General features: G+C 68.6%; 17 protein-coding genes. 14 read left to right on the forward strand and 3 right to left on the reverse strand.

The features are described from left to right. Nucleotides 1–21 precede the first annotated feature (21 nt). From MKK82_RS22330 to MKK82_RS22395, 14 genes are all read left to right on the forward strand, one after another. Entirely contained in the window at nt 22–1,149 is a 1,128-nt protein-coding gene (locus MKK82_RS22330; RefSeq protein ID WP_238285634.1) for an acetylserotonin O-methyltransferase, read from the forward strand. A gap of 93 nt (nt 1,150–1,242) precedes the next feature. Next, nucleotides 1,243–2,181: a chlorophyll synthesis pathway protein BchC gene (gene bchC, locus MKK82_RS22335; protein ID WP_243986888.1), complete on the forward strand. Its 939-nt coding sequence runs from the start codon at nt 1,243–1,245 to the stop codon at nt 2,179–2,181. Next, a complete protein-coding gene (locus MKK82_RS22340) occupies nt 2,178–3,182 on the forward strand; it encodes a chlorophyllide a reductase iron protein subunit X (protein ID WP_243986889.1) in 1,005 nt (334 codons plus the stop codon). Before bchC ends, MKK82_RS22340 begins: the two co-directional genes overlap by 4 nt. Before the next feature lie 5 nt (nt 3,183–3,187). Next, entirely contained in the window at nt 3,188–4,717 is a 1,530-nt protein-coding gene (gene bchY / locus MKK82_RS22345) for a chlorophyllide a reductase subunit Y (RefSeq protein WP_238285630.1), read from the forward strand. After that, nucleotides 4,717–6,183, forward strand: a complete 1,467-nt coding sequence (gene bchZ, locus MKK82_RS22350; RefSeq protein ID WP_238285629.1) for a chlorophyllide a reductase subunit Z — start codon at nt 4,717–4,719, stop codon at nt 6,181–6,183. Before bchY ends, bchZ begins: the two co-directional genes overlap by 1 nt. A 35-nt stretch (nt 6,184–6,218) precedes the next feature. After that, a complete protein-coding gene (locus MKK82_RS22355; protein ID WP_238285628.1) occupies nt 6,219–6,440 on the forward strand; it encodes a hypothetical protein in 222 nt (73 codons plus the stop codon). 123 nt (nt 6,441–6,563) lie between these two features. Next, complete coding sequence (pufB, locus tag MKK82_RS22360) at nt 6,564–6,800, forward strand: light-harvesting antenna LH1, beta subunit (protein WP_238285627.1); 237 nt, start codon at nt 6,564–6,566, stop codon at nt 6,798–6,800. Between the two features lie 10 nt (nt 6,801–6,810). Beyond that, nucleotides 6,811–6,999 carry a light-harvesting antenna LH1, alpha subunit gene (gene pufA, locus MKK82_RS22365; protein ID WP_238285626.1) on the forward strand — a complete coding sequence of 63 codons (189 nt, stop codon included), beginning with the start codon at nt 6,811–6,813 and terminating at the stop codon, nt 6,997–6,999. Nucleotides 7,000–7,078: 79 nt separating this feature from the next. After that, complete coding sequence (gene pufL, locus MKK82_RS22370; RefSeq protein ID WP_238285625.1) at nt 7,079–7,903, forward strand: photosynthetic reaction center subunit L; 825 nt, start codon at nt 7,079–7,081, stop codon at nt 7,901–7,903. A gap of 81 nt (nt 7,904–7,984) precedes the next feature. Continuing rightward, complete coding sequence (gene pufM / locus MKK82_RS22375; RefSeq protein ID WP_238285624.1) at nt 7,985–8,965, forward strand: photosynthetic reaction center subunit M; 981 nt, start codon at nt 7,985–7,987, stop codon at nt 8,963–8,965. A gap of 10 nt (nt 8,966–8,975) precedes the next feature. After that, nucleotides 8,976–10,088: a photosynthetic reaction center cytochrome PufC gene (pufC, locus tag MKK82_RS22380; RefSeq protein ID WP_243986890.1), complete on the forward strand. Its 1,113-nt coding sequence runs from the start codon at nt 8,976–8,978 to the stop codon at nt 10,086–10,088. A gap of 121 nt (nt 10,089–10,209) precedes the next feature. Then, nucleotides 10,210–10,353: a DUF3096 domain-containing protein gene (locus tag MKK82_RS22385; RefSeq protein WP_238285621.1), complete on the forward strand. Its 144-nt coding sequence runs from the start codon at nt 10,210–10,212 to the stop codon at nt 10,351–10,353. Nucleotides 10,354–10,527: 174 nt separating this feature from the next. Next, complete coding sequence (gene ppdK / locus MKK82_RS22390; protein WP_238285620.1) at nt 10,528–13,218, forward strand: pyruvate, phosphate dikinase; 2,691 nt, start codon at nt 10,528–10,530, stop codon at nt 13,216–13,218. A 180-nt stretch (nt 13,219–13,398) separates the two neighbouring features. Continuing rightward, on the forward strand, nt 13,399–13,653 hold the full coding sequence (locus MKK82_RS22395; RefSeq protein WP_243986891.1) for a hypothetical protein: 255 nt from the start codon (nt 13,399–13,401) through the stop codon (nt 13,651–13,653). A 109-nt stretch (nt 13,654–13,762) separates the two neighbouring features. Here the strand turns inward: MKK82_RS22395 and MKK82_RS22400 are convergent, their stop codons facing one another. The 3 genes from MKK82_RS22400 to MKK82_RS22410 all read right to left on the reverse strand — a co-directional run bounded on the left by MKK82_RS22400 (nt 13,763) and on the right by MKK82_RS22410 (nt 19,123). Beyond that, nucleotides 13,763–15,265 carry a DUF882 domain-containing protein gene (locus MKK82_RS22400; RefSeq protein WP_238285618.1) on the reverse strand — a complete coding sequence of 501 codons (1,503 nt, stop codon included), beginning with the start codon at nt 15,263–15,265 and terminating at the stop codon, nt 13,763–13,765. Nucleotides 15,266–15,406: 141 nt separating this feature from the next. Beyond that, nucleotides 15,407–17,395, reverse strand: coding sequence for a murein L,D-transpeptidase (locus tag MKK82_RS22405; RefSeq protein WP_243986892.1), 1,989 nt, complete (start codon nt 17,393–17,395; stop codon nt 15,407–15,409). A gap of 243 nt (nt 17,396–17,638) precedes the next feature. Then, nucleotides 17,639–19,123, reverse strand: a complete 1,485-nt coding sequence (locus MKK82_RS22410; RefSeq protein WP_238285616.1) for a sigma-54-dependent transcriptional regulator — start codon at nt 19,121–19,123, stop codon at nt 17,639–17,641. Nucleotides 19,124–19,283: the final 160 nt, after the last annotated feature.

Consider the following 19,283-nt stretch of genomic DNA (forward strand, 5'->3'; position numbering starts at 1 on the left):
GGCACCGGCGCGGTGCCGCCGGTGCCACCGGTTCCGCGCGGCTGGACCGACCGATGGCTCGCGTGGCGCAACCGCCTCGTCGCCAGCCCCCGCTTCCAGCGCTGGGCGGCGGGCTTCCCGCTGACCCGCGGCATCGCGCGCCGGAACACCCGAGCGCTGTTCGATCTCTGCGCGGGGTTCGTCTACACCCAGGTCCTCACCGCCTGCGTCCGCCTGGACCTTTTCTCGATCCTGGCCGGCGGACCGCTGTCCGTCGACGCGCTGGCGCGACGGCTTGAGCTTCCGCCGGAGAACGCGCGCCGCCTGCTCGGCGCCGCCGAGTCGCTGGGATTGCTGCGGGCGCTATCCGGCGACCGGTACGGGCTGGCCGATCTCGGCGCCGCGCTCGTCGGCAATCCCGGCGTCGCCGCGATGATCGAGCACCACGCGCTCCTCTACGCCGATCTGGCGGATCCGGTGGCACTCCTGCGCGACGCGGCCCAGCCGACCCGGTTGGCGGGCTACTGGCCCTATGCGCACGGCGCGGCGAGCGATGCACGAACGGTCGCGCCCTATGGCGGCCTGATGGGCGCTTCGCAGGCGCTGATCGCCGAAGACGTGCTGGACGCCTGCGACCTTTCGCAGGCCGGGCACCTCATGGACGTGGGCGGCGGAGAGGGAGCCTTCCTGGAGGCGGTCGCTCGCCGGCATGCGGGACCGAGGCTGACCCTCTTCGATCTGCCGGCGGTCGCCGATAGGGCCGCGGACCGGCTCGTGCGGGTCGGGCTCGGCGCGCGAATCGCGTGCCGCGGCGGTGATTTCCACGCCGCGCTGCCCGCCGGCGCCGATACCGTTTCCCTCGTCCGGATCGTTCACGACCACGACGACGCACCGGCCCTGGCGCTGCTCACGGCCGTCTGCGCCGCCTTGCCACCCGGTGGGACGCTCCTCCTCGCGGAGCCGATGGCCGGCACGCCCGGCGCCGAACCGGTCGGGGATGCGTATTTCGGCTTTTACCTGCTGGCGATGGGCTCCGGCCGTCCGCGCCGCGCTGCGGAGCTCCGCGCGATGCTCCGGAGCGCGGGATTCGCGCACGTGCAGGAGCTTCCGACCCGCCGGCCGCTGCTCACTCGCGTGCTCCGCGCCCAAAAATCAGACGCCCAAGTGTAAGTGTGACTTGACGCTGAAGTATGTCTATCTAGGATGACACAAAGCGACTCCCTCTCCAGAGAGTCGGCCAAACACAGGCGGATGATTCCAGCCATGGACGCGCTCGCCATCATCCTTGAAAAACCGGAGCATCTTGCTATTCAGCGGTTGCCGCTGACTCCGGCCGGTGAAGCCGATGCCGTCGTGGCCGTGTCCTGGAGCGGTATCAGCACCGGCACGGAGCGCCTGCTCTGGTCGGGCCGCATGCCGTCGTTCCCCGGGATGGGGTACCCGCTCGTGCCCGGCTACGAATCCGTCGGCACCGTCGTCGACGTGAAGCCAGGTGCTTCGATCCGGGTCGGGCAGAGCGTCTACGTTCCGGGAGCGCGCTGCTTCGGTTCCGTTCGCGGCCTCTTCGGGGGCGCCGCCTCGCATCTCGTCGCGCCAATCGAGCGACTGGTTCCGGTGGATCCGGCTCTCGGCGAACGTGCCTGCCTCCTGGCTCTCGCGGCGACGGCCTACCGCGCGCTCGGTGGCATCTGGCCCGGCGCCAAACCCTTGATCGTCGGACACGGTGTCCTCGGGCGGCTTCTGGCGCGCCTGACGCTGGCGGCCGGTGCCGAGCCGACGATCTGGGAGACCGATCCTATCCGCGCGACGGGCGACCACGGCTACACGATCCTCGCGCCGCAGGCGGACCCGCGGCGCGACTACACGACGATCACCGATGTCAGCGGGAATGCCGCCGGCCTCGACGACCTGATCGCGCACCTGGCGCCGGGCGGCGAGATCGTCTTGGCCGGGTTCTACGAGGCCCCGCTCAGCTTTGCCTTCCCCCCGGCCTTCATGCGGGAGGCCAGGATCCGGATCTCCGCCGAGTTCCGGCCGGAAGACACGGCGGCCGTCACGATGCTGATCGAGAGCGGCCGGCTCTCCCTCGACGGGCTGATCACGCACCGTGTTCCGGCGAACCAGGCACAGGACGCCTATCGCACGGCATTCGCCGATCCGTCCTGCCTGAAGATGATCCTCGACTGGAGGAACGCCGCGTGAATGTTCAACTGAACAAGGCCGCCCTGTCCCAAGCCGCGCAGCTTCGCGCCGAGGCGGCGGTCGAGCCGGATCCGGTCGTTACCGCGCCGGCCAAGAAAGAGACGCAGATCATCGCGATCTACGGCAAGGGCGGCATCGGCAAGTCGTTCACGCTGGCCAATCTCAGCTACATGATGGCTCAACAGGGCAAGAAGGTCCTGCTGATCGGCTGTGATCCGAAGAGCGACACGACCTCGCTCCTGTTCGGCGGCAAAGCCTGCCCGACGATCATCGAGACTTCGACCAAGAAGAAGCTCGCCGGCGAGGCTGTGGCCATCGGCGACGTCTGCTTCAAGCGCGACGGCGTCTACGCCATGGAGCTGGGCGGTCCCGAGGTCGGCCGCGGCTGCGGCGGCCGCGGCATCATCCACGGCTTCGAACTGCTGGAGAAGCTCGGCTTCCACGACTGGGGCTTCGACTTCGTCCTGCTCGATTTCCTGGGCGACGTGGTCTGCGGCGGCTTCGGCCTGCCGATCGCCCGGGACATGTGCCAGAAGGTCATCGTCGTCGGCTCGAACGACCTGCAATCGCTCTACGTCGCCAATAACGTCTGCTCGGCGGTGGAGTATTTCCGCAAGCTCGGCGGCAATGTCGGCGTCGGCGGTCTGGTGATCAACAAGGATGACGGCACCGGCGAGGCCCAGGCCTTCGCGGACGCCGCCGGCATCCCGGTCCTGGCCTCGATCCCGGCAGACGACGACATCCGCCGCAAGAGCGCCAACTACGAGATCATCGGCCGACCGGAGAGCCGCTGGGGCAGCCTGTTCTCGGATCTGGCCGCCAACGTCGCCGACGCGGCACCGCATCGGCCGACGCCGCTGACGCAGGACGGGCTGCTCGGCCTGTTCTCCAGCGACGTCACCGGCCGCGACGTGGTCTTGGTCCCGGCGAGCCACGAGGACATGTGCGGCGTCGCCCACGTGTCCAAGCCGTCCCTCGAAGTCGTCTACGACGAGGTCTGACGCGCATGGCCGTCTCCCTCGACATCGCCGATCTGCGGGCCCGCAAGGCGCCCGCAAATGTTGACCTCGCCGCCACCCGGGGCGACGGGGTCGGTTGCCACGCCGGCGGCGACGCGATGCGGGCGGCAGCCGAAGCGGCCGGCATGTCGGAGACCCTGGCGCAGCTGCGGAGCGATTATCCGCAGGGGCCGCACGACCAGCCCCAGAGCATGTGTCCGGCCTTCGGTTCGCTCCGGGTCGGTCTGCGGATGCGCCGCACCGCCACCATCCTGTCAGGCTCGGCCTGCTGCGTTTACGGCCTGACCTTCACGTCCCACTTCTACGGTGCGCGGCGCAGCGTCGGCTACGTGCCGTTCAACTCGGAGACGCTCGTCACCGGCAAGCTGTTCGAGGACATCCGCGAGGCGGTCCACGCCACCGCACGGACCGAGGATTACGACGCCGTCGTCGTCATCAACCTCTGCGTGCCGACCGCCTCCGGCGTGCCGCTGCGTCTGCTCCCGAAGGAGATCGACGGCGTCCGCGTGATCGGCATCGACGTGCCGGGCTTCGGGGTTCCGACCCACGCCGAGGCCAAGGACGTGCTGGCGGGCGCCATGCTGAAGGTCGCCCGTTCGGAGGTCGAGCGGGGTCCGGTCGCCGCCCCCCGCGGCGGACGTTCCGAGCGCCCGAGCATCGCGCTCCTCGGCGAGATCTTCCCGGCCGATCCCGTGGTGATCGGCGCGTTGCTGGAGCCGCTCGGCCTCGCGGCCGGCCCGGTGGTGCCGACGCGCGAGTGGCGCGAACTCTACAGCGCGCTCGATTGTGCCGCCGTGGCCGCGATCCACCCGTTCTACACCGCCTCCATCCGTGAGTTCGAGGCTGCCGGCCGGCCCATCGTCGGCTCCGCCCCGGTCGGCGTCGACGGCACCGCCGACTGGCTCGACCGGATCGGCGAGGCCTGCGGTGTCGCCCGCGCCACCGTCGAGGCGGCCAAGAACCGGATCCTGCCGGGCATCCGTGGGGCGCTCGGCGCCATGCCGATCAAGGGCCGGATCACGCTCTCCGGCTACGAGGGGTCGGAACTCCTCGTGGCGCGACTCCTCGTCGAGAGCGGCGCCGAGGTTCCCTACGTGGGCACCGCCTGCCCGCGCACGACCTGGTCCGAGGCCGACCGCGACTGGCTCGAGGCCCGCGGCACCCAGGTGCGCTACCGGGCTTCCCTGGAGGACGACCTCTACGCTTTCGAGTCGCTGAAGCCGGACCTCGCCATCGGCACGACCCCCGTCGTGCAGCGGGCCAAGGAGCGCGGCACCCCGGCGCTGTACTTCACCAACCTGATCTCGGCGCGCCCCCTGATGGGCGCGGCCGGCGCCGGCTCGCTCGCGACCGTGATCAACGCGGCGATGGGCAACAAGGCGCGGTTCGCCGCGATGCGCGCCTTCTTCGAAGGTGTCGGCACCGGTCATGCCGCCGGCGTCTGGCAGGAGGTGCCGCAGCGCCGCCAGGGCCCGAAGATCGAGGGCCCGAAGAAGCCGATCGGGGAGATGGCGTGATGCTGATCCTCGATCACGACAGGGCCGGCGGCTACTGGGGCGCGGTCTACGTCTTCACCGCGGTCAAGGGCCTGCAGGTCGTCATCGACGGCCCCGTGGGCTGCGAGAACCTGCCGGTCACTTCGGTGCTGCACTACACCGACGCGCTGCCGCCGCACGAGCTCCCGATCGTCGTCACCGGCCTCGCCGAGGAGGAACTCGGCCGGCACGGGACCGAGGGCGCCATGAAGCGCGCCCATGCCACCCTCGATCCCGGCCAGCCCAGCGTGGTGGTCACCGGATCCATCGCCGAGATGATCGGCGGCGGCGTGACGCCGGAGGGCACCGGCCTCCAGCGTTTCCTGCCGCGCACCATCGACGAGGACCAGTGGCAGGCGGCCGACCGGGCAATGCGCTGGCTCTGGCAGGAATACGGCGCCAAGAAGTTCGCCAAGAAGGGCATCCCGGCCCGGCCCGAGCGCAAGCCCGGCGAGAGGCCGCGGGTGAACCTGATCGGCCCGGCCTACGGCACCTTCAACATGCCGTCCGATCTCGCGGAGGTCCGCCGGCTGGTCGAGGGGATCGGCGCCGAGGTGAACCTGACCTTCCCGCTCGGGTCGCACCTCGCCGACGTGCCGAAGCTGGTCAACGCCGACGCGAATATCTGCCTGTACCGGGAGTTCGGCCGGCTCCTCTGCGAGGATCTGGAGCGGCCCTACCTGCAGGCGCCGATCGGCATCCTGTCGACGACCAAGTTCCTGCGCTCGCTCGGTGAGATCCTGGGCCTGGATCCCGAGCCGTTCATCGAGCGGGAGCGGCACACGACCATCAAGCCGGTCTGGGATCTCTGGCGGTCGGTGACCCAGGACTTCTTCGGAACGGCGAGCTTCGGCATCGTCGCCACCGAGACCTACGCCCGCGGCCTGCGCCACTTCCTCGAAGACGAGATGGGGCTGCCCTGCCATTTCGCCTTCGGCCGCTCGGCCGGCCAGAAGCCCGACAACGCGGCCGTGCGGGCCGCCATCGCCGCCAGGCCGCCCCTGGTCCTGTTCGGTTCGTTCAACGAGCGGATGTACCTCGCCGAGTGCGGCGCGCGGGCGACCTACGTCCCCGCCTCGTTCCCCGGCGCCATCATCCGGCGGCACACCGGCACGCCGTTCATGGGCTACGCCGGCGCGACCTACCTCGTCCAAGAGGTCTGCAACGCCCTGTTCGACACCCTCTTCCACATCCTGCCGCTCGCCCGCGACATGGACACGGTGGAGGCCACCCCGGCGCGGCGCCACGCGGAACTGCCCTGGGACGAGGCGGCGCGGCAGGCCCTCGAAGCGCTGGTCGAGGCGCAACCGGTCCTGGCTCGCATCTCCGCCGCCAAGCGCCTGCGCGACGCCGCCGAGCGCGCGGCCCGCAACACCGAATCCCCTGCCGTGGCGACCGCCCATGTCGAGCGGGCCCGCACCGATTTCGCCGGGGGGATCCCGGCGTGACCCTGCTTTCCCTTGACCCCGAAGGAGACCTGACGATGCGAACGATGGTCCCGACTCCCCGCCAGCACCAGGAAGAGATCCAGTTCCGGCTGATCCTGGCGGCGACCTACCCGTTCTTCCTCGCAGCCGCGGCCGCCGGGCGCCTCCGGCCCTCCCGGGATGCCTCGCGGCCGGGTCTCGCGCCCGTGCGCCGCACCATCTTCGGAGAGGCCCGCGCCATGGCGGTGCAGGCCATCCCCTTCGCCTTCATGGGCTGAACGCCCTGCTCGAGATGCTTCCGACCGGTGACGCGGGGGAAGTCAGGCCGTGACCGTACCAGCGACACGGCTGAACCCGTCGCGCTTCGCGAGAAGCGCGGCCAACACACGGAGGTCTGAACCATGGCGAGTGGACCCGTCACAACAGAAAGACCGAGCAGCCTGTCCGGGCTGACGGAACCGGAAGCCAAGGAGTTCCACGCGATCTTCCTGACGAGCTTCCTCATCTTCACGGCGATCGCCGTGGTCGCCCACATCCTCGTCTGGCTGTGGCGTCCGTGGCTTCCAGGACCGCAGGGCTACGCGTCACTCGACGGCGTCACCGATGCGGCCCGCGCCCTCGTCACGATGATCGGCTGAGGAGGCTCGCATGCATAAGGTTTGGTTGCTGTTCGATCCGCGGCGCACGCTGGTGGCTCTGTTCACCTTCCTCTTCATCCTGGCGCTGCTGATCCATTTTATCCTTCTCTCCACCGACCGGTTCAACTGGTTGGAAGGTCCGAAGGCCAACAAGGCGGCGAACGCCATCACGCTCGCACTGCCGCACCTGCCGGCCTGACCCCCGGTCCGGACCGCGGCGCGCGAGGGCCGCGGTCACCCCCAACCCTCTTCTCCGGCCTGACTGAGGAGCAGCCGCCATGGCGATGCTGAGCTTCGAGCGTAAATACAGGGTCCGCGGCGGTACGCTGCTGGGCGGCGACCTGTTCGACTTCTGGGTCGGGCCATTCTTCGTCGGCTTCTTCGGCGTGGTCGGATTGTTCTTCACGGTGCTCGGCACCGCGCTGGTGATCTACGGCGCGGCGATCGGGCCGACCTGGAACGTCTGGCAGATCAACATCGCGCCGCCGGATATCAGCTACGGCTTGAAGCTGGCGCCGCTGAAGGAGGGCGGCCTCTGGCAGATCATCACGATCTGCGCGCTGGGCTCCTTCGTGTCCTGGGCGCTGCGCGAGGTGGAAATCTGCCGCAAGCTCGGCATCGGCTATCACGTCCCCGTCGCCTTCGGCATGGCGATCTTCGCCTACTTCACCCTCGTGGTGGTCCGGCCCTTCCTGATGGGCGCGTGGGGATACGGCTTCCCATACGGTATTCTCAGCCATCTCGATTGGGTTTCGAACACGGGATATCAATATCTCCACTTTCACTACAATCCGGCTCACATGCTGGCGGTGACGTTCTTCTTCACCACGACCCTGGCGCTGGCCATGCACGGCGGCCTGATCCTGTCCTCGACCAATCCTTCGAAGGGCGAGACGGTGAAGACACCGGAGCACGAGGACACGTTCTTCCGCGACACGATCGGCTACTCGATCGGCACGCTGGGCATCCACCGCCTGGGCCTGTTCCTGGCGCTGTCGGCGGGATTCTGGAGCGCGGTCTGCATCGTGATCAGCGGTCCGTTCTGGACGCAGGGCTGGCCGCAATGGTGGGGCTGGTGGCTCAACCTGCCCGTCTGGCGGTGACCGGCGGTACGCGGACGAGACGACACGGGCATTACGGGTCGCCGCCGCCCAGCGGCGCGGCACTCCGGGGGAGGGCAGGCCATGGCCTATTACCAGAACATCTTCACGCAGGTTCAGGTGCGCCCGCTCGTGCCGGATCAGGGCGTTCCCGTCGCGGTCGACGACCGGGTCGGCAAGCCGTTCAACAGCTACCTGTTCGGCCTGCTGGGCAACAGCCAGGTCGGCCCGATCTACATCGGCTATATCGCGGCGCTCTCGATCACCTGCGGGGTGATCGCGTTCGAGATCATCGGGCTCAACATGTGGGCCTCAGTCAACTGGGATCCCGTCCAGTTCGTGCGGCAATTGCCGTGGCTCGCACTGGAGCCGCCGCTGCCGAAATACGGCCTGAAGGTCCTGCCGCCGCTCAACGAGGGCGGTTGGTGGCTGATCGCCGGCTTCTTCCTCACCACGTCGATCCTGCTCTGGTGGGTGCACCTCTACAAGCGGGCGAAGGCGCTGGGCCTCGGTCTCCACGTCCCCTACGCCTTCGCCTCGGCGATCTGGCTCTACCTCGTCCTCGGCTTCATCCGGCCGCTGCTGATGGGGTCGTGGTCTGAGGCCGTGCCCTTCGGCATCTTCCCGCACCTCGATTGGACCGCCGCCTTCTCGCTCCGGTACGGGAACCTGTTCTACAACCCGTTCCACATGCTCTCGATCACGTTCCTCTACGGATCGACGCTACTGTTCGCGATGCACGGCGGCACCATCCTGGCCTGCTCGCGCTACGGCGCCGAGCGCGAGATCGACCAGATCGTCGATCGGGGAACGGCCACCGAGCGCGCCGCCCTGTTCTGGCGCTGGACCATGGGCTTCAACGCCACCATGGAATCGGTCCATCGCTGGGCGTGGTGGTTCGCGGTCCTGACCACGCTCACCGGCGGCATCGGCATCCTGCTCACCGGCACCGTCGTCGACAACTGGTACCTGTGGGCGGTCAAGCACGGCGTCGCACCCTCGTACCCGCAGGTCTACGGCCCGATCGTCGATCCCGCTCATCTCGCACCCGGCCCGAGGCCGTAAGGAGGACGTCATGAAGACGATTCTTGCGGTCGTCGGCGGTGCGCTCGCCCTCTTCCTCACCATCGCGATGTTCGGTGGTGCCGGCTGGACCCACCCGCCGATGGCGGTCAAGCAGACCGGGTTCCGCGGCACCGGGATGGATCTGATCCGCACCCGGGCCGGCAACGAGGCGCTGGCGGAGGCCAACAGGGCGCCGGCACCGGCCGATCCGGCCGATGCGGGCGGCGACAAGGCGTCGGCCGTCTACGAGAACGTGCAGGTGCTGGGCGACCTCTCGGCCGAGCAGTTCAACCGGCTGATGGTGTCGATCACCGAATGGGTCGCACCGCAGCAGGGCTGCACCTACTGCCACAGCACCGAGAACATGGCTTCCGACGAGCTTTACCAGAAGCGCGTCGCCCGCCGCATGCTCCAGATGACGCAGACCATCAACTCCACCTGGAAGGAAAACCACGTCCACGAGGCGGGCGTGACCTGCTACACCTGTCACCGCGGCAATCCGGTGCCGGCGAATATCTGGTTCGACCATCCGGTCCAGGGTGCGGGACGGTTCATCCCGCGCAACAACAGCCAGAACATCGCCTCCCCCGAAGTCGGCAACACCTCGCTGCCCTACGACGTCTACCAAGCCTTCTACCAGCACAAGGAGACGTCCGAAGACGCGGTTCGGGTCAACGCCACCACGGCGCTGCCCGAAACCAAGGGCAAGCCGATCCAGGACGCGGAGAAAACCTTCGCGATCATGATCAGCATGTCCCAGTCGCTCGGGGTGAACTGTACCTTCTGTCACAACACCCGCTCGGTGGCGCAGTGGGACACCAGCACGCCGAACCGGGTCCACGCCTGGTACGGCATCCGCATGGTGCGTGAGCTGAATCAGGACTACATGACGCCCCTGACCCCGACCTTCCCCCGAAACCGTCTCGGCGTCCTGGGGGATGCGCCCAAGATCAATTGCGCCACCTGCCACAACGGCGCGAACAAGCCCCTGAACGGAGCCAACGTCATCGGACCCTATCCGGAGCTGTCGCACCCGACGATCTCCGCGAGCCTGCCGACCGGCGAGGCGAAGGATCCGATCCCCGGCACGAACACGCCGACGCCGAAACCGATCCAACCTTGACCGATCGATGAGCGAGGCGGCCCGGACCATGGGGCTGCCTCGTCTCAGATCAGCGTCAGGGAACCTCCACGGGCTATGGACGTCGATACCCCACGGCCGAGCTTGGCCACAGGAGGCGCCCGTGACCGTCACGATCTCGAATCTTCAGCCTGTCATCGCGATCCTCGCAGGTATCCTGATCCTGATCGCCCCTCGGCTTCTCAATTACATCGTGGCGATCTACCTCATCGTCATCGGCGTGATCGGTCTCGGTATCCTCCACTGATACGGAGAGACGGCGCCGACAGCTTTCTTCTCCGCCATCCCTGACAGAGTGCTGGCGGCGTCAGGTTCACGCGCACAGCCCTGTCAAGCGTTCATCTTGCGTTGCGGTGCGGGATGGTCCAACCCCGGCCATCAGCTCGGCCGCCGCCGGGCACCGGAAATGGACGGGTTCGACATGGCGACCGACAGCGCGAAGTGGGTCTACGCCTTTGGCGACGGCAAGGCAGAAGGCAAGTCGCAGATGCGCGACCTGCTCGGCGGCAAGGGCGCCAATCTCGCCGAGATGTCGAACCTCGGCCTGCCGGTACCGCCCGGCTTCACCATCACCACAGAAGTCTGCACCTACTTCTACGATCACGGGAAGGCCTATCCCCCGGAGCTGAAGGATCAGGTCGCTGCCGCACTCGGGCAGGTCGGCAAGCTCACCGGTCGCCAGTTCGGCGATGCCACGAACCCGCTCCTCGTCTCGGTCCGCTCGGGCGCCCGGGCCTCCATGCCCGGCATGATGGACACGGTCCTGAACCTCGGCCTGAACGACGAGACCGTGCTGGCGCTGGCCAAGGAAGCCGACGACGAGCGCTTCGCCTACGATTCCTATCGCCGCTTCATCACCATGTACTCGAACGTTGTGCTGAACGTGGAGCACCACGCCTTCGAGGAGGCGCTGGAGCAGTACAAGGAGAGCAAGGGCTTCGACCTCGACACCGAACTCGGCGCCGGCGACTGGAAGACCCTGATCCAGACCTACAAGAAGATCGTGCGCGACGAGCACGGCTCGGACTTCCCGCAGGGCGCCGACGATCAGCTGTGGGGGGCGATTGGCGCTGTCTTCAATTCCTGGATGATCCCACGGGCCAAGAAATACCGGGAGTTGAACAGCATCCCGGAGAGCTGGGGCACGGCCGTGAACGTTCAGGCCATGGTGTTCGGCAACATGGGCGACACTTCGGCCACCGGGGTGGCCTTCACCCGCAACCCGTCCACCGGCGAGAAGGCGCTCTACGGCGAGTTCCTGATCAACGCCCAGGGCGAGGACGTGGTGGCGGGCATCCGCACCCCGCAGAACATCACCGAGAAGGCGCGGAAAGAGGCGGAGAGCGACAAGCCTTCGATGGAGAAGGCCATGCCCGAGAGCTTCGCGGAGCTGACCCGGATCTACGGTATCCTGGAGAGCCACTACCGCGACATGCAGGACATGGAGTTCACCATCGAGAGGGGGAAACTCTGGATGCTCCAGACCCGCAACGGCAAGCGCACGGCCAAGGCCGCCCTGCGCATCGCCGTCGATCTGGCGGGCGAAGGGCTGATCTCCCGCGAGGAGGCGATCGGCCGCGTGGAGCCCGGGGCCCTCGACCAGCTCCTGCACCCGACCATCGACCCCAAGGCCGAGCGCAAGGTCATCGCCTCGGGCCTGCCGGCCTCGCCGGGGGCGGCCACGGGCGAGATCGTGTTCAATTCCGAGGACGCGGAGGCGCACCGCAAGGCCGAGCGCAAGTGCATTCTCGTCCGCATCGAGACGTCGCCCGAGGACATCCACGGCATGCACGCCGCCGAGGGCATCCTGACGACCCGCGGCGGCATGACCAGCCACGCGGCCGTGGTCGCCCGCGGCATGGGCAAGCCCTGCGTCTCGGGCGTCGGATCCATCCGCATCGACTACAAGGCCCAGACGCTGACGGTCGGCGGCCTCACGCTCAAGGCGGGCGACCGGGTCACGATCGACGGATCCACTGGCCAAGTCATCCGGGGTGAGGTGAAGATGCTGGAGCCGGAGCTGTCCGGTGACTTCGCGACCCTCATGACCTGGGCCGACGATTTTCGTGGGATGAAGGTGCGGGCGAATGCCGACACCCCCACGGACGCCCGCACGGCCCGGAACTTCGGCGCCGAGGGCATCGGCCTCTGCCGCACCGAGCACATGTTCTTCGAGGGCGACCGCATCATCGCGGTGCGGGAGATGATCCTGGCGGACGATGCCGAGGGCCGGCGCGCCGCCCTTGCCAAGATCCTTCCCTACCAGCGGCAGGACTTCGTGGAGCTGTTCACGATCATGTCCGGCCTGCCGGTCACGATCCGTCTGCTCGATCCGCCCCTCCACGAGTTCCTGCCGCACACCGACGCCGAGGTCGCCGAGGTCGTGAAGGCGACCGGAGTCTCCGAGGAGAAGATCCGGCACCGGACCCGCGAACTGTCCGAGCACAATCCGATGCTCGGCTTCCGCGGTTGCCGCTTGGCGATCGCCTTCCCGGAAATCGCCGAGATGCAGGCCCGGGCGATCTTCGAAGCGGCAGTTCAGGCTGCGGCGGATACCGGCAGCCCGGTGACGTCCGAAGTCATGGTGCCTCTGGTCTTCACCCGCGCCGAGTTCGACATCGTCAAGGCGCACATCGACGCCATGGCGAAGGCGGTCGCCGAGGAGAAGGGTGCGACCCTCGATTATCAGGTCGGCACGATGATCGAACTGCCCCGCGCCGCACTGAAGGCCGGTGAGATCGCCGAGACCGCGGAGTTCTTCTCCTTCGGCACGAACGACCTCACGCAGACCGCGCTGGGCATTTCCCGCGACGACGCCGCGACCTTCCTGGGCCCTTACACCCAGAAGGGTATCCTGCCAGCCGATCCCTTCATCACGATCGATCAGGAAGGCGTCGGCGAACTCGTCCGCATCGGCGTCGAGCGTGGCCGTAAGACACGGCCCGACATCAAGCTCGGCATCTGTGGCGAGCACGGCGGCGACCCGGCTTCGATCGGGTTCTGCCAGGACGTCGGGCTCGATTACGTGTCCTGCTCGCCCTACCGGGTGCCGATCGCCCGCCTCGCTGCGGCTCAGGCAGCCTTGGGCAAGGTGGCCGGCAAGGAGGGCTGACGGGCGTTCGAGGGGGCGCCGGTTCGGCGCCCTCTCATCACTCGTCAACCAACGGACTAATCGGCGGTTGAAAAATCCGCCGTTCCGCAAGAACCCGGCTCAACGCGGCACGTTGAACTGTTGAATACGCGCTCGGTGCATGCGCGTGTTCGGTCCGTTCCCAGCGCAGTTTCGTCCGCCATGCTGCCACACAGTTCCTCGTCGCTGTGCCTCGGTGAGACGCCCGCGGTGGTCGTCGCGCCCCGCGCTGCCGTGCGCGCCTACCTGGCTCTGGTTCCTGCCCTCGGCGGTCTGACCACGGCCGTCATGCTGATGATGTCGGTGGCCGCCAACAGCGGGGGCGAGGCGGATCGCATCACGGCCACGCAGGACGACAGCTACGCGGCGACGCTGGTCGCGGCGTTGGCGGTGAACCTGTCCAAGCCGCAGCGCTGAGGGAACACCAGCACCCCGCGCCGCCGGCGATGAGCGATCGAGGGATCGGCCCGTCGCGTGGCGCGTCGCTGTCCCGCGTGTTCGAAGATTGTTCGGGAAGCGTCGAGGCTCAGCGTCCGGCGGGTACTGCCCGCGTCGCGGAGCCCGTGAATCGGGCCGCGGTCAGGTCGTCACCCGGGCTACGGGTGCTGAATCGCGTCGATACACGATCGGGGGCGGCCGCCACGACGGCCTCGGGCGCTGCGTCGCGAACGCGGGTTGTGGCGACGCGCACAGGCGCGTTCCGGCTCGCCGGTGCCGCTACCGGCCCGGTCGAAACCGCCTCGAAGAGCGCGCGCAATTGAACCTTCGGATCGGCGTCCGGCGCAGCGCCGGGGCGCGAGCGCGCAGGTTCGGGCAGGATGGTCTTGGCGAGCGCCCGGGTCTCGGTGGACCCTGACAGGACGGCCATGCCTCCGCCGAGCGCGGCGAACTGGATCGGGCGCGGCGGCGGCAACGGCATGTTGATCGCGGCGGTCACGGCGGCGAAATCCGAGGGCCGGCGCGGCGGCAAGGGCGCATCCATCACTGACGCGGCCTCGTCGAAGGCTGGGTTCGGCTTGGCGGCTGTCAGCAATGCCTTGGCGTCCGCCGCGCGGAGATCGGATCCCTTGGCCTGCTCGCGTTCCAGGAGGGATCCGCGCAGCACGGTGTCCGTGACCGGTGCCGCATAGGCGAGGGCAACGCGGCCGCCGACGGGATCCTGCGGATCGGCGCTCGCGACGGCCACGACGGGTGCCGGGCGGGATTTCTTTGCGACCGGTGCCGGCTGCGCCGGCTCCGGTGGCGGCGCGGAGGAGCCGCCGCCGAAGAGGCTTGCCAGGAAGCCGAACAGGCCGGGGCCGTCCTCCTCCTCGCCGCCGGCCATCTGGGTCGTGATGCCCGCCACCGTTCCGCCCCGCGAGAGGATCTCGGCCTTGGCCTCCTCGTAGCGGGGGAACGGGCGATTATCGCTGGCCAAGTGCACCGTCTTGCCATCCGGGAACAGGCGCGCGAGCTGGTCGTGCGTCATGCGCGGCCACATCCGCACCGACCCAACATCGAGGTGGATGAAGGGTGTCCCGGCATGCGGATACCAACCGACGCCGCCGCGCTGCATCTGGAGCCCGACCTCGCGGATCCGGTCGATCGGCACGTCCGGCAGATAGAAGTCCATCGCCTTGCCGAGCATGTGCTGGCTGAACTCGGCCACCATCTTGGAACGCCGCCGCAGCATCGCGTTCGTGCCCGGCGACCGGTAGGCCGAGACGATATGGATCGCCTGATTCGAGCCGACCTGCCGGTAGGCTTCCCAGACCGTGTCGAAGAGCCGTGGATCCATCTTGGTAGGCTCGTTGACGCGCCAATCGCGCAGGAGCCAGTTCAGCTGGTCGAGCGCCGCGCGGTCGTAACGACCGTCGCGCTTGAACGTGATGGTCGCGCTCTCCTGCGTGTGCGTGTGGAGGATCGTCAGGGAGCGTGTGTCGCCGTTGGCGACCGCATCCTCGGTCTCGACCGTTCCGGCGATCAGGCCGACAGCGATGCCGGACAAGGCCAGCACGAGGTGGCGAAAGGCGCGCGGGAGATACGGCACGGTTGTCCTGATCCTCTCCCGGCGGCCGCGCGTGGCGGAAGTCAGGCGGGCGTCTCAATCGAAACGGCTAAGGCTGCACCGTGGCGAAATCGTGCCCGGCTGTGCGCATGCGCACCTGAAAGTTGCGGTTTGGCGGGGGCGCTACCACCAACCGCGCGAGACTGGCTGCTGCGGTGCCGGGGTCCACAGCCCCGGCTCGCCGTATTCCGGAGCGGCGTCCGCGCGGGCGGCGCGGCGGACGGCGCGGCGGGGCGTATCCACCTCCTCGTACCGACGGTTCGCCCAATCGTCGGACGCGTGGTGGCGCGTTGCGGATCGCTGCACGACCCGTGGTTTCGCCGGCGCCGCGGCGCGTTCCGCCTTGCGGGGGGCCTCGTCGGGCAGACGGGCGATCGCCGGGCCGCCGCCGCCCGGCAGGCCGAGCGCCGCGCGCATCGGCGCATCGTAGCCGTAGAGGTCGGGCAAGGTGCGGTAGGCGCCCGAGTCGTCGACGTAGGCGGTGAAGTAGGCGAGGTGCACCGGCAGCTTCTCGGGAAGCCGGATGGTGCGCTCCCCCTTGCCAATCAGCTTCTTCAGGCGCTCCTGCGACCAGTCCGGCAGAACCGCGTCGGCGAGGCGGAACGGATCGTCCACGCGCACGCAGCCGTGGCTGAAATCACGCTTCGCGGCGGAGAACAGGGAGCGGTTCGGCGTGTCGTGCAGGTAGACCGCGTGCTGGTTTGGGAACATGAACTTGATGAAGCCGAGCGCATTGCGCTCCCCCGGGGGCTGGCGCAACGAGACGTGGCTACCGCGGCGGACGACCTCGTACCCACCCCAGGTTTTCCCGCCGTAGCCCGCCAGCTTGGGTGCCATGGTCTTCAGGATCGAGGGTGGCACGTACCAGGATGGGTTGACGACCGCGTACTCCATCAGACCCGAGAACAGCGGCGTGCGTGATTCCGGCTTGCCGACGATGACGCGCGCCTCGTCGCGCAGCGTCCCGCCGCGATAGGCGCGCAGGCGGTATTCCGGGACGTTGACGAGGATGTAGTCCGGCCCGAGATCGCCCGGCAGCCAGCGCCAACGCTCCATGTTGACGATGAGCTCGGCCTCGCTCCCGGTCGGCCGGCTGGACCGCCCGGCATCGGCCAGCGCGAGGACCGTCTGGACATTCAGCACCCCGTTCGCCGGTACTCCGCGACCGCGCTGGAACTTGGTGACGGCCTCGGCCACGACGGCATCGTACTCCTCCGGCTCGCCGGGCCCGTGGTCGAGCGTGGCGGCCGGTCGCGATTCGAGGCCGAAATGGGTTCGCAGCAGGGGCACCCGTGGGTCGCGCATCCCCAGACGCAGGACCGGACCGGCGGGAAGCCGCAGGGCCTTCACGGACGTAGGCGCCGGTCCCCGCAGGGCAGCCAGACGCGTCTTCAGCGCCACGTAACCCGGCGTGGCGGGATTGTAGGCCTGCAACGCGTCGCCGGCCTTCCCGCCGGCCTCGTTCAGCTTGCCCAGCACCTCGGCGCCGGACGGAAGGTCGAGCTTGGGTGTGATCAGACGCGAGATCGCGGTCAGGTTGACCCGTCCGCCGCGCGCATCGCGGGCGTAGAGGATGACGGCCGCGGACAGGCGGAGGTCGGCGTCGGCCACCGCCTTCTCGTCCGGCTTCTCGGCCAGGGTCGGCACCGGGTAGGCGCGCGCATCGAGGCCGTCCTCGGCCGACGCGGCCAGGCGCGCCGCGACAGCCTTGGCGGGCTCAGTCCATGCCCCGTCGACCACCCAGAGCGGCTTGTAGGCGCGCGCTTCGTAGAAGCTTCGGATCGCGTCGCGTTCCTTGCCGGTCAGGCGCAGCAGGAGGGGCGCCGTCTCCCCCAGGCGGGCGAAGACGGCGGCGCCGAGCGGATCGACGGGGGCGACCGGGGCTGCAGCCACGGGGGCCGCCGGTTCGGGGGCGGGGGGCTCGGGCTTGTAGTCGGGAAGCGAGGTCGCAGCCGGTTCCGTCGTCGGCGGCGGCGTGGCCGGCGTTGAGGCGGGAGACTCGGCCGGCGGCAGATCGAGGGCCGCCGTCTCGGCGCCGAGCGCACCGGCGGAAGCCAGCGTGCCGGTCATCAGGGCGGCCAGCGCCATGAGGCTGGAGCGCGGGACGCGCATCGTGTTCTCCCAGGGTGCGGCGGCCGAACCGCACGCTCATACCTTGATTATCCGCCCAAGCGTGGCTTTCATCAACCGTAGTCTTCGAAGATAAACCGATAGATCTGCCGGTGTTGCACTTCGGTCAATGCTTCAGATCGCTCGGTCCGGCCAGTCATCGTTGCGGGTCGAGAGCGCCGTCCGAGGTCCAGCGCAGCCGCCGCTCGCGGTTTTGTCCGGTGCGCTAGCGCACGCGGACCACGGTCAGGCCGCATCCTCCGACTTGTCCTCACCTTCGAGGCCCAGATCCTTGAGCTTCCGGTAGAGCGTGGATCGGCCGATACCGAGGCGACGCGAGACCTCCGACATGCGCTGGCGGTAGAACTGCAGCGCGTACCGGATGATTTCAGCCTCCAGCACATCCATCGGCTTCATCTCGCCGGTCTCCTCGGCCACGAGCGACATGGCGTGCGGATCACGGACCTCGACCCGCACGATCTCGCGCACCGGCTCGGGCGCATAGGCCGGCAGGGTCTGCTGGTGTGGCGCGGCGGGAATCCGAACGTCGAAACCCTCGACCTGCGCGGCGATCTGCGGAAATTCGGCGACCGTCAGCTCGTCGGCGTCCGCGAGCACCACGGCGCGGAACACTGCGTTCTCCAGTTGCCGGACATTGCCGGGCCAGGGATAGCGCGTGAGTAGCGCCATCGCCTCCGGGGTGATCGCCCGGACCCGCTTGCCTTCCTCCGCCGCGAACCGCGCGCAGAACGAGCGCACGAGGTCGGGGATGTCCTCCCGGCGCGCCCGCAGCGGCGGCAGCGTCATGGGGAAGACGTTGAGGCGGTAATAGAGGTCTTCGCGGAACTTGCCCTGCTTGACGAGGTCGAGGAGCGAACGGTTGGTGGCCGAGACGAGACGGATATCCACCCGCACCGCCCGCTTGCCGCCGACCGGATCGACCTCGCCCTCCTGCAGCGCGCGCAGCAGCTTCACCTGCGCGTCCAGCGGCAGTTCGCCGATCTCGTCCAGGAACAGCGTACCGCCGGAGGCTTCCACGAACTTGCCCGCGTGCTTCTCGGTGGCGCCGGTGAAGGCGCCCTTCTCGTGCCCGAACAAGGTGGACTCGACCAGGTTGTCGGGGATCGCGCCGCAGTTCACCGTCACGAACGCCTTGCCGCGTCGGTCGCCGGAACCCTGGATCGCCCGCGCCAGCACTTCCTTGCCGACGCCGGACTCGCCCTCGATGAGGACCGGGATGCTGGATTTCGCCGCCCGCTCGGCGAGGCGGATCACCCGTTCCATATCGGGGCTCTTGGAGGTGAGGTCCTTGAACGACAGGGCGCCGGACGCCCTCCGCCGCATGCGGCGGACCTCCTCCTCGAGCGTATCCACCCGCAGGGCGTTCTTGATCGAGACCTGCAGCCGCTCGGCGCCGGCCGGCTTGACCACGAAATCGACGGCGCCGGCCCGCATGGCGGTGACGACCGTGTCGATGGATCCGTTGGAGGTCTGCACGATGACTGGCGTGGCGAGGCCGCTCTTGCGCATCTCGGCCAGCACGCCCAGGCCGTCGAGCCCTGGCATCACCAAGTCGAGGAGCACGACGTCGGCACCCTCGGATCTGAGGAGGGTGAGGGCGTCCATCCCCGTCTCGGCGATGCGCGGCTCGAAGCCGAAGCGGCGCACCGCCGCCTCGGCGAGGCGGCGTTGGACCGGATCGTCGTCCACGATCAGCACGGTTGTGGACATGAAGGCTCCCTGCACGGCACACGAGAACCGGGCATGCGACGCCGGCTTCACCCCGGGCGCAGGCATCGAATCGGCGTGTGTTTCGTTTCGAGCCGGAGGGTGACCGACAGACGTAAAGTGCCGCTTAACGACGTTTGCGCCGCTTCGTCAGGGAACGCCC

Source organism: Methylobacterium sp. E-046 (assembly GCF_022829625.1).
GTDB classification, from domain to species: domain Bacteria; phylum Pseudomonadota; class Alphaproteobacteria; order Rhizobiales; family Beijerinckiaceae; genus Methylobacterium; species Methylobacterium longum.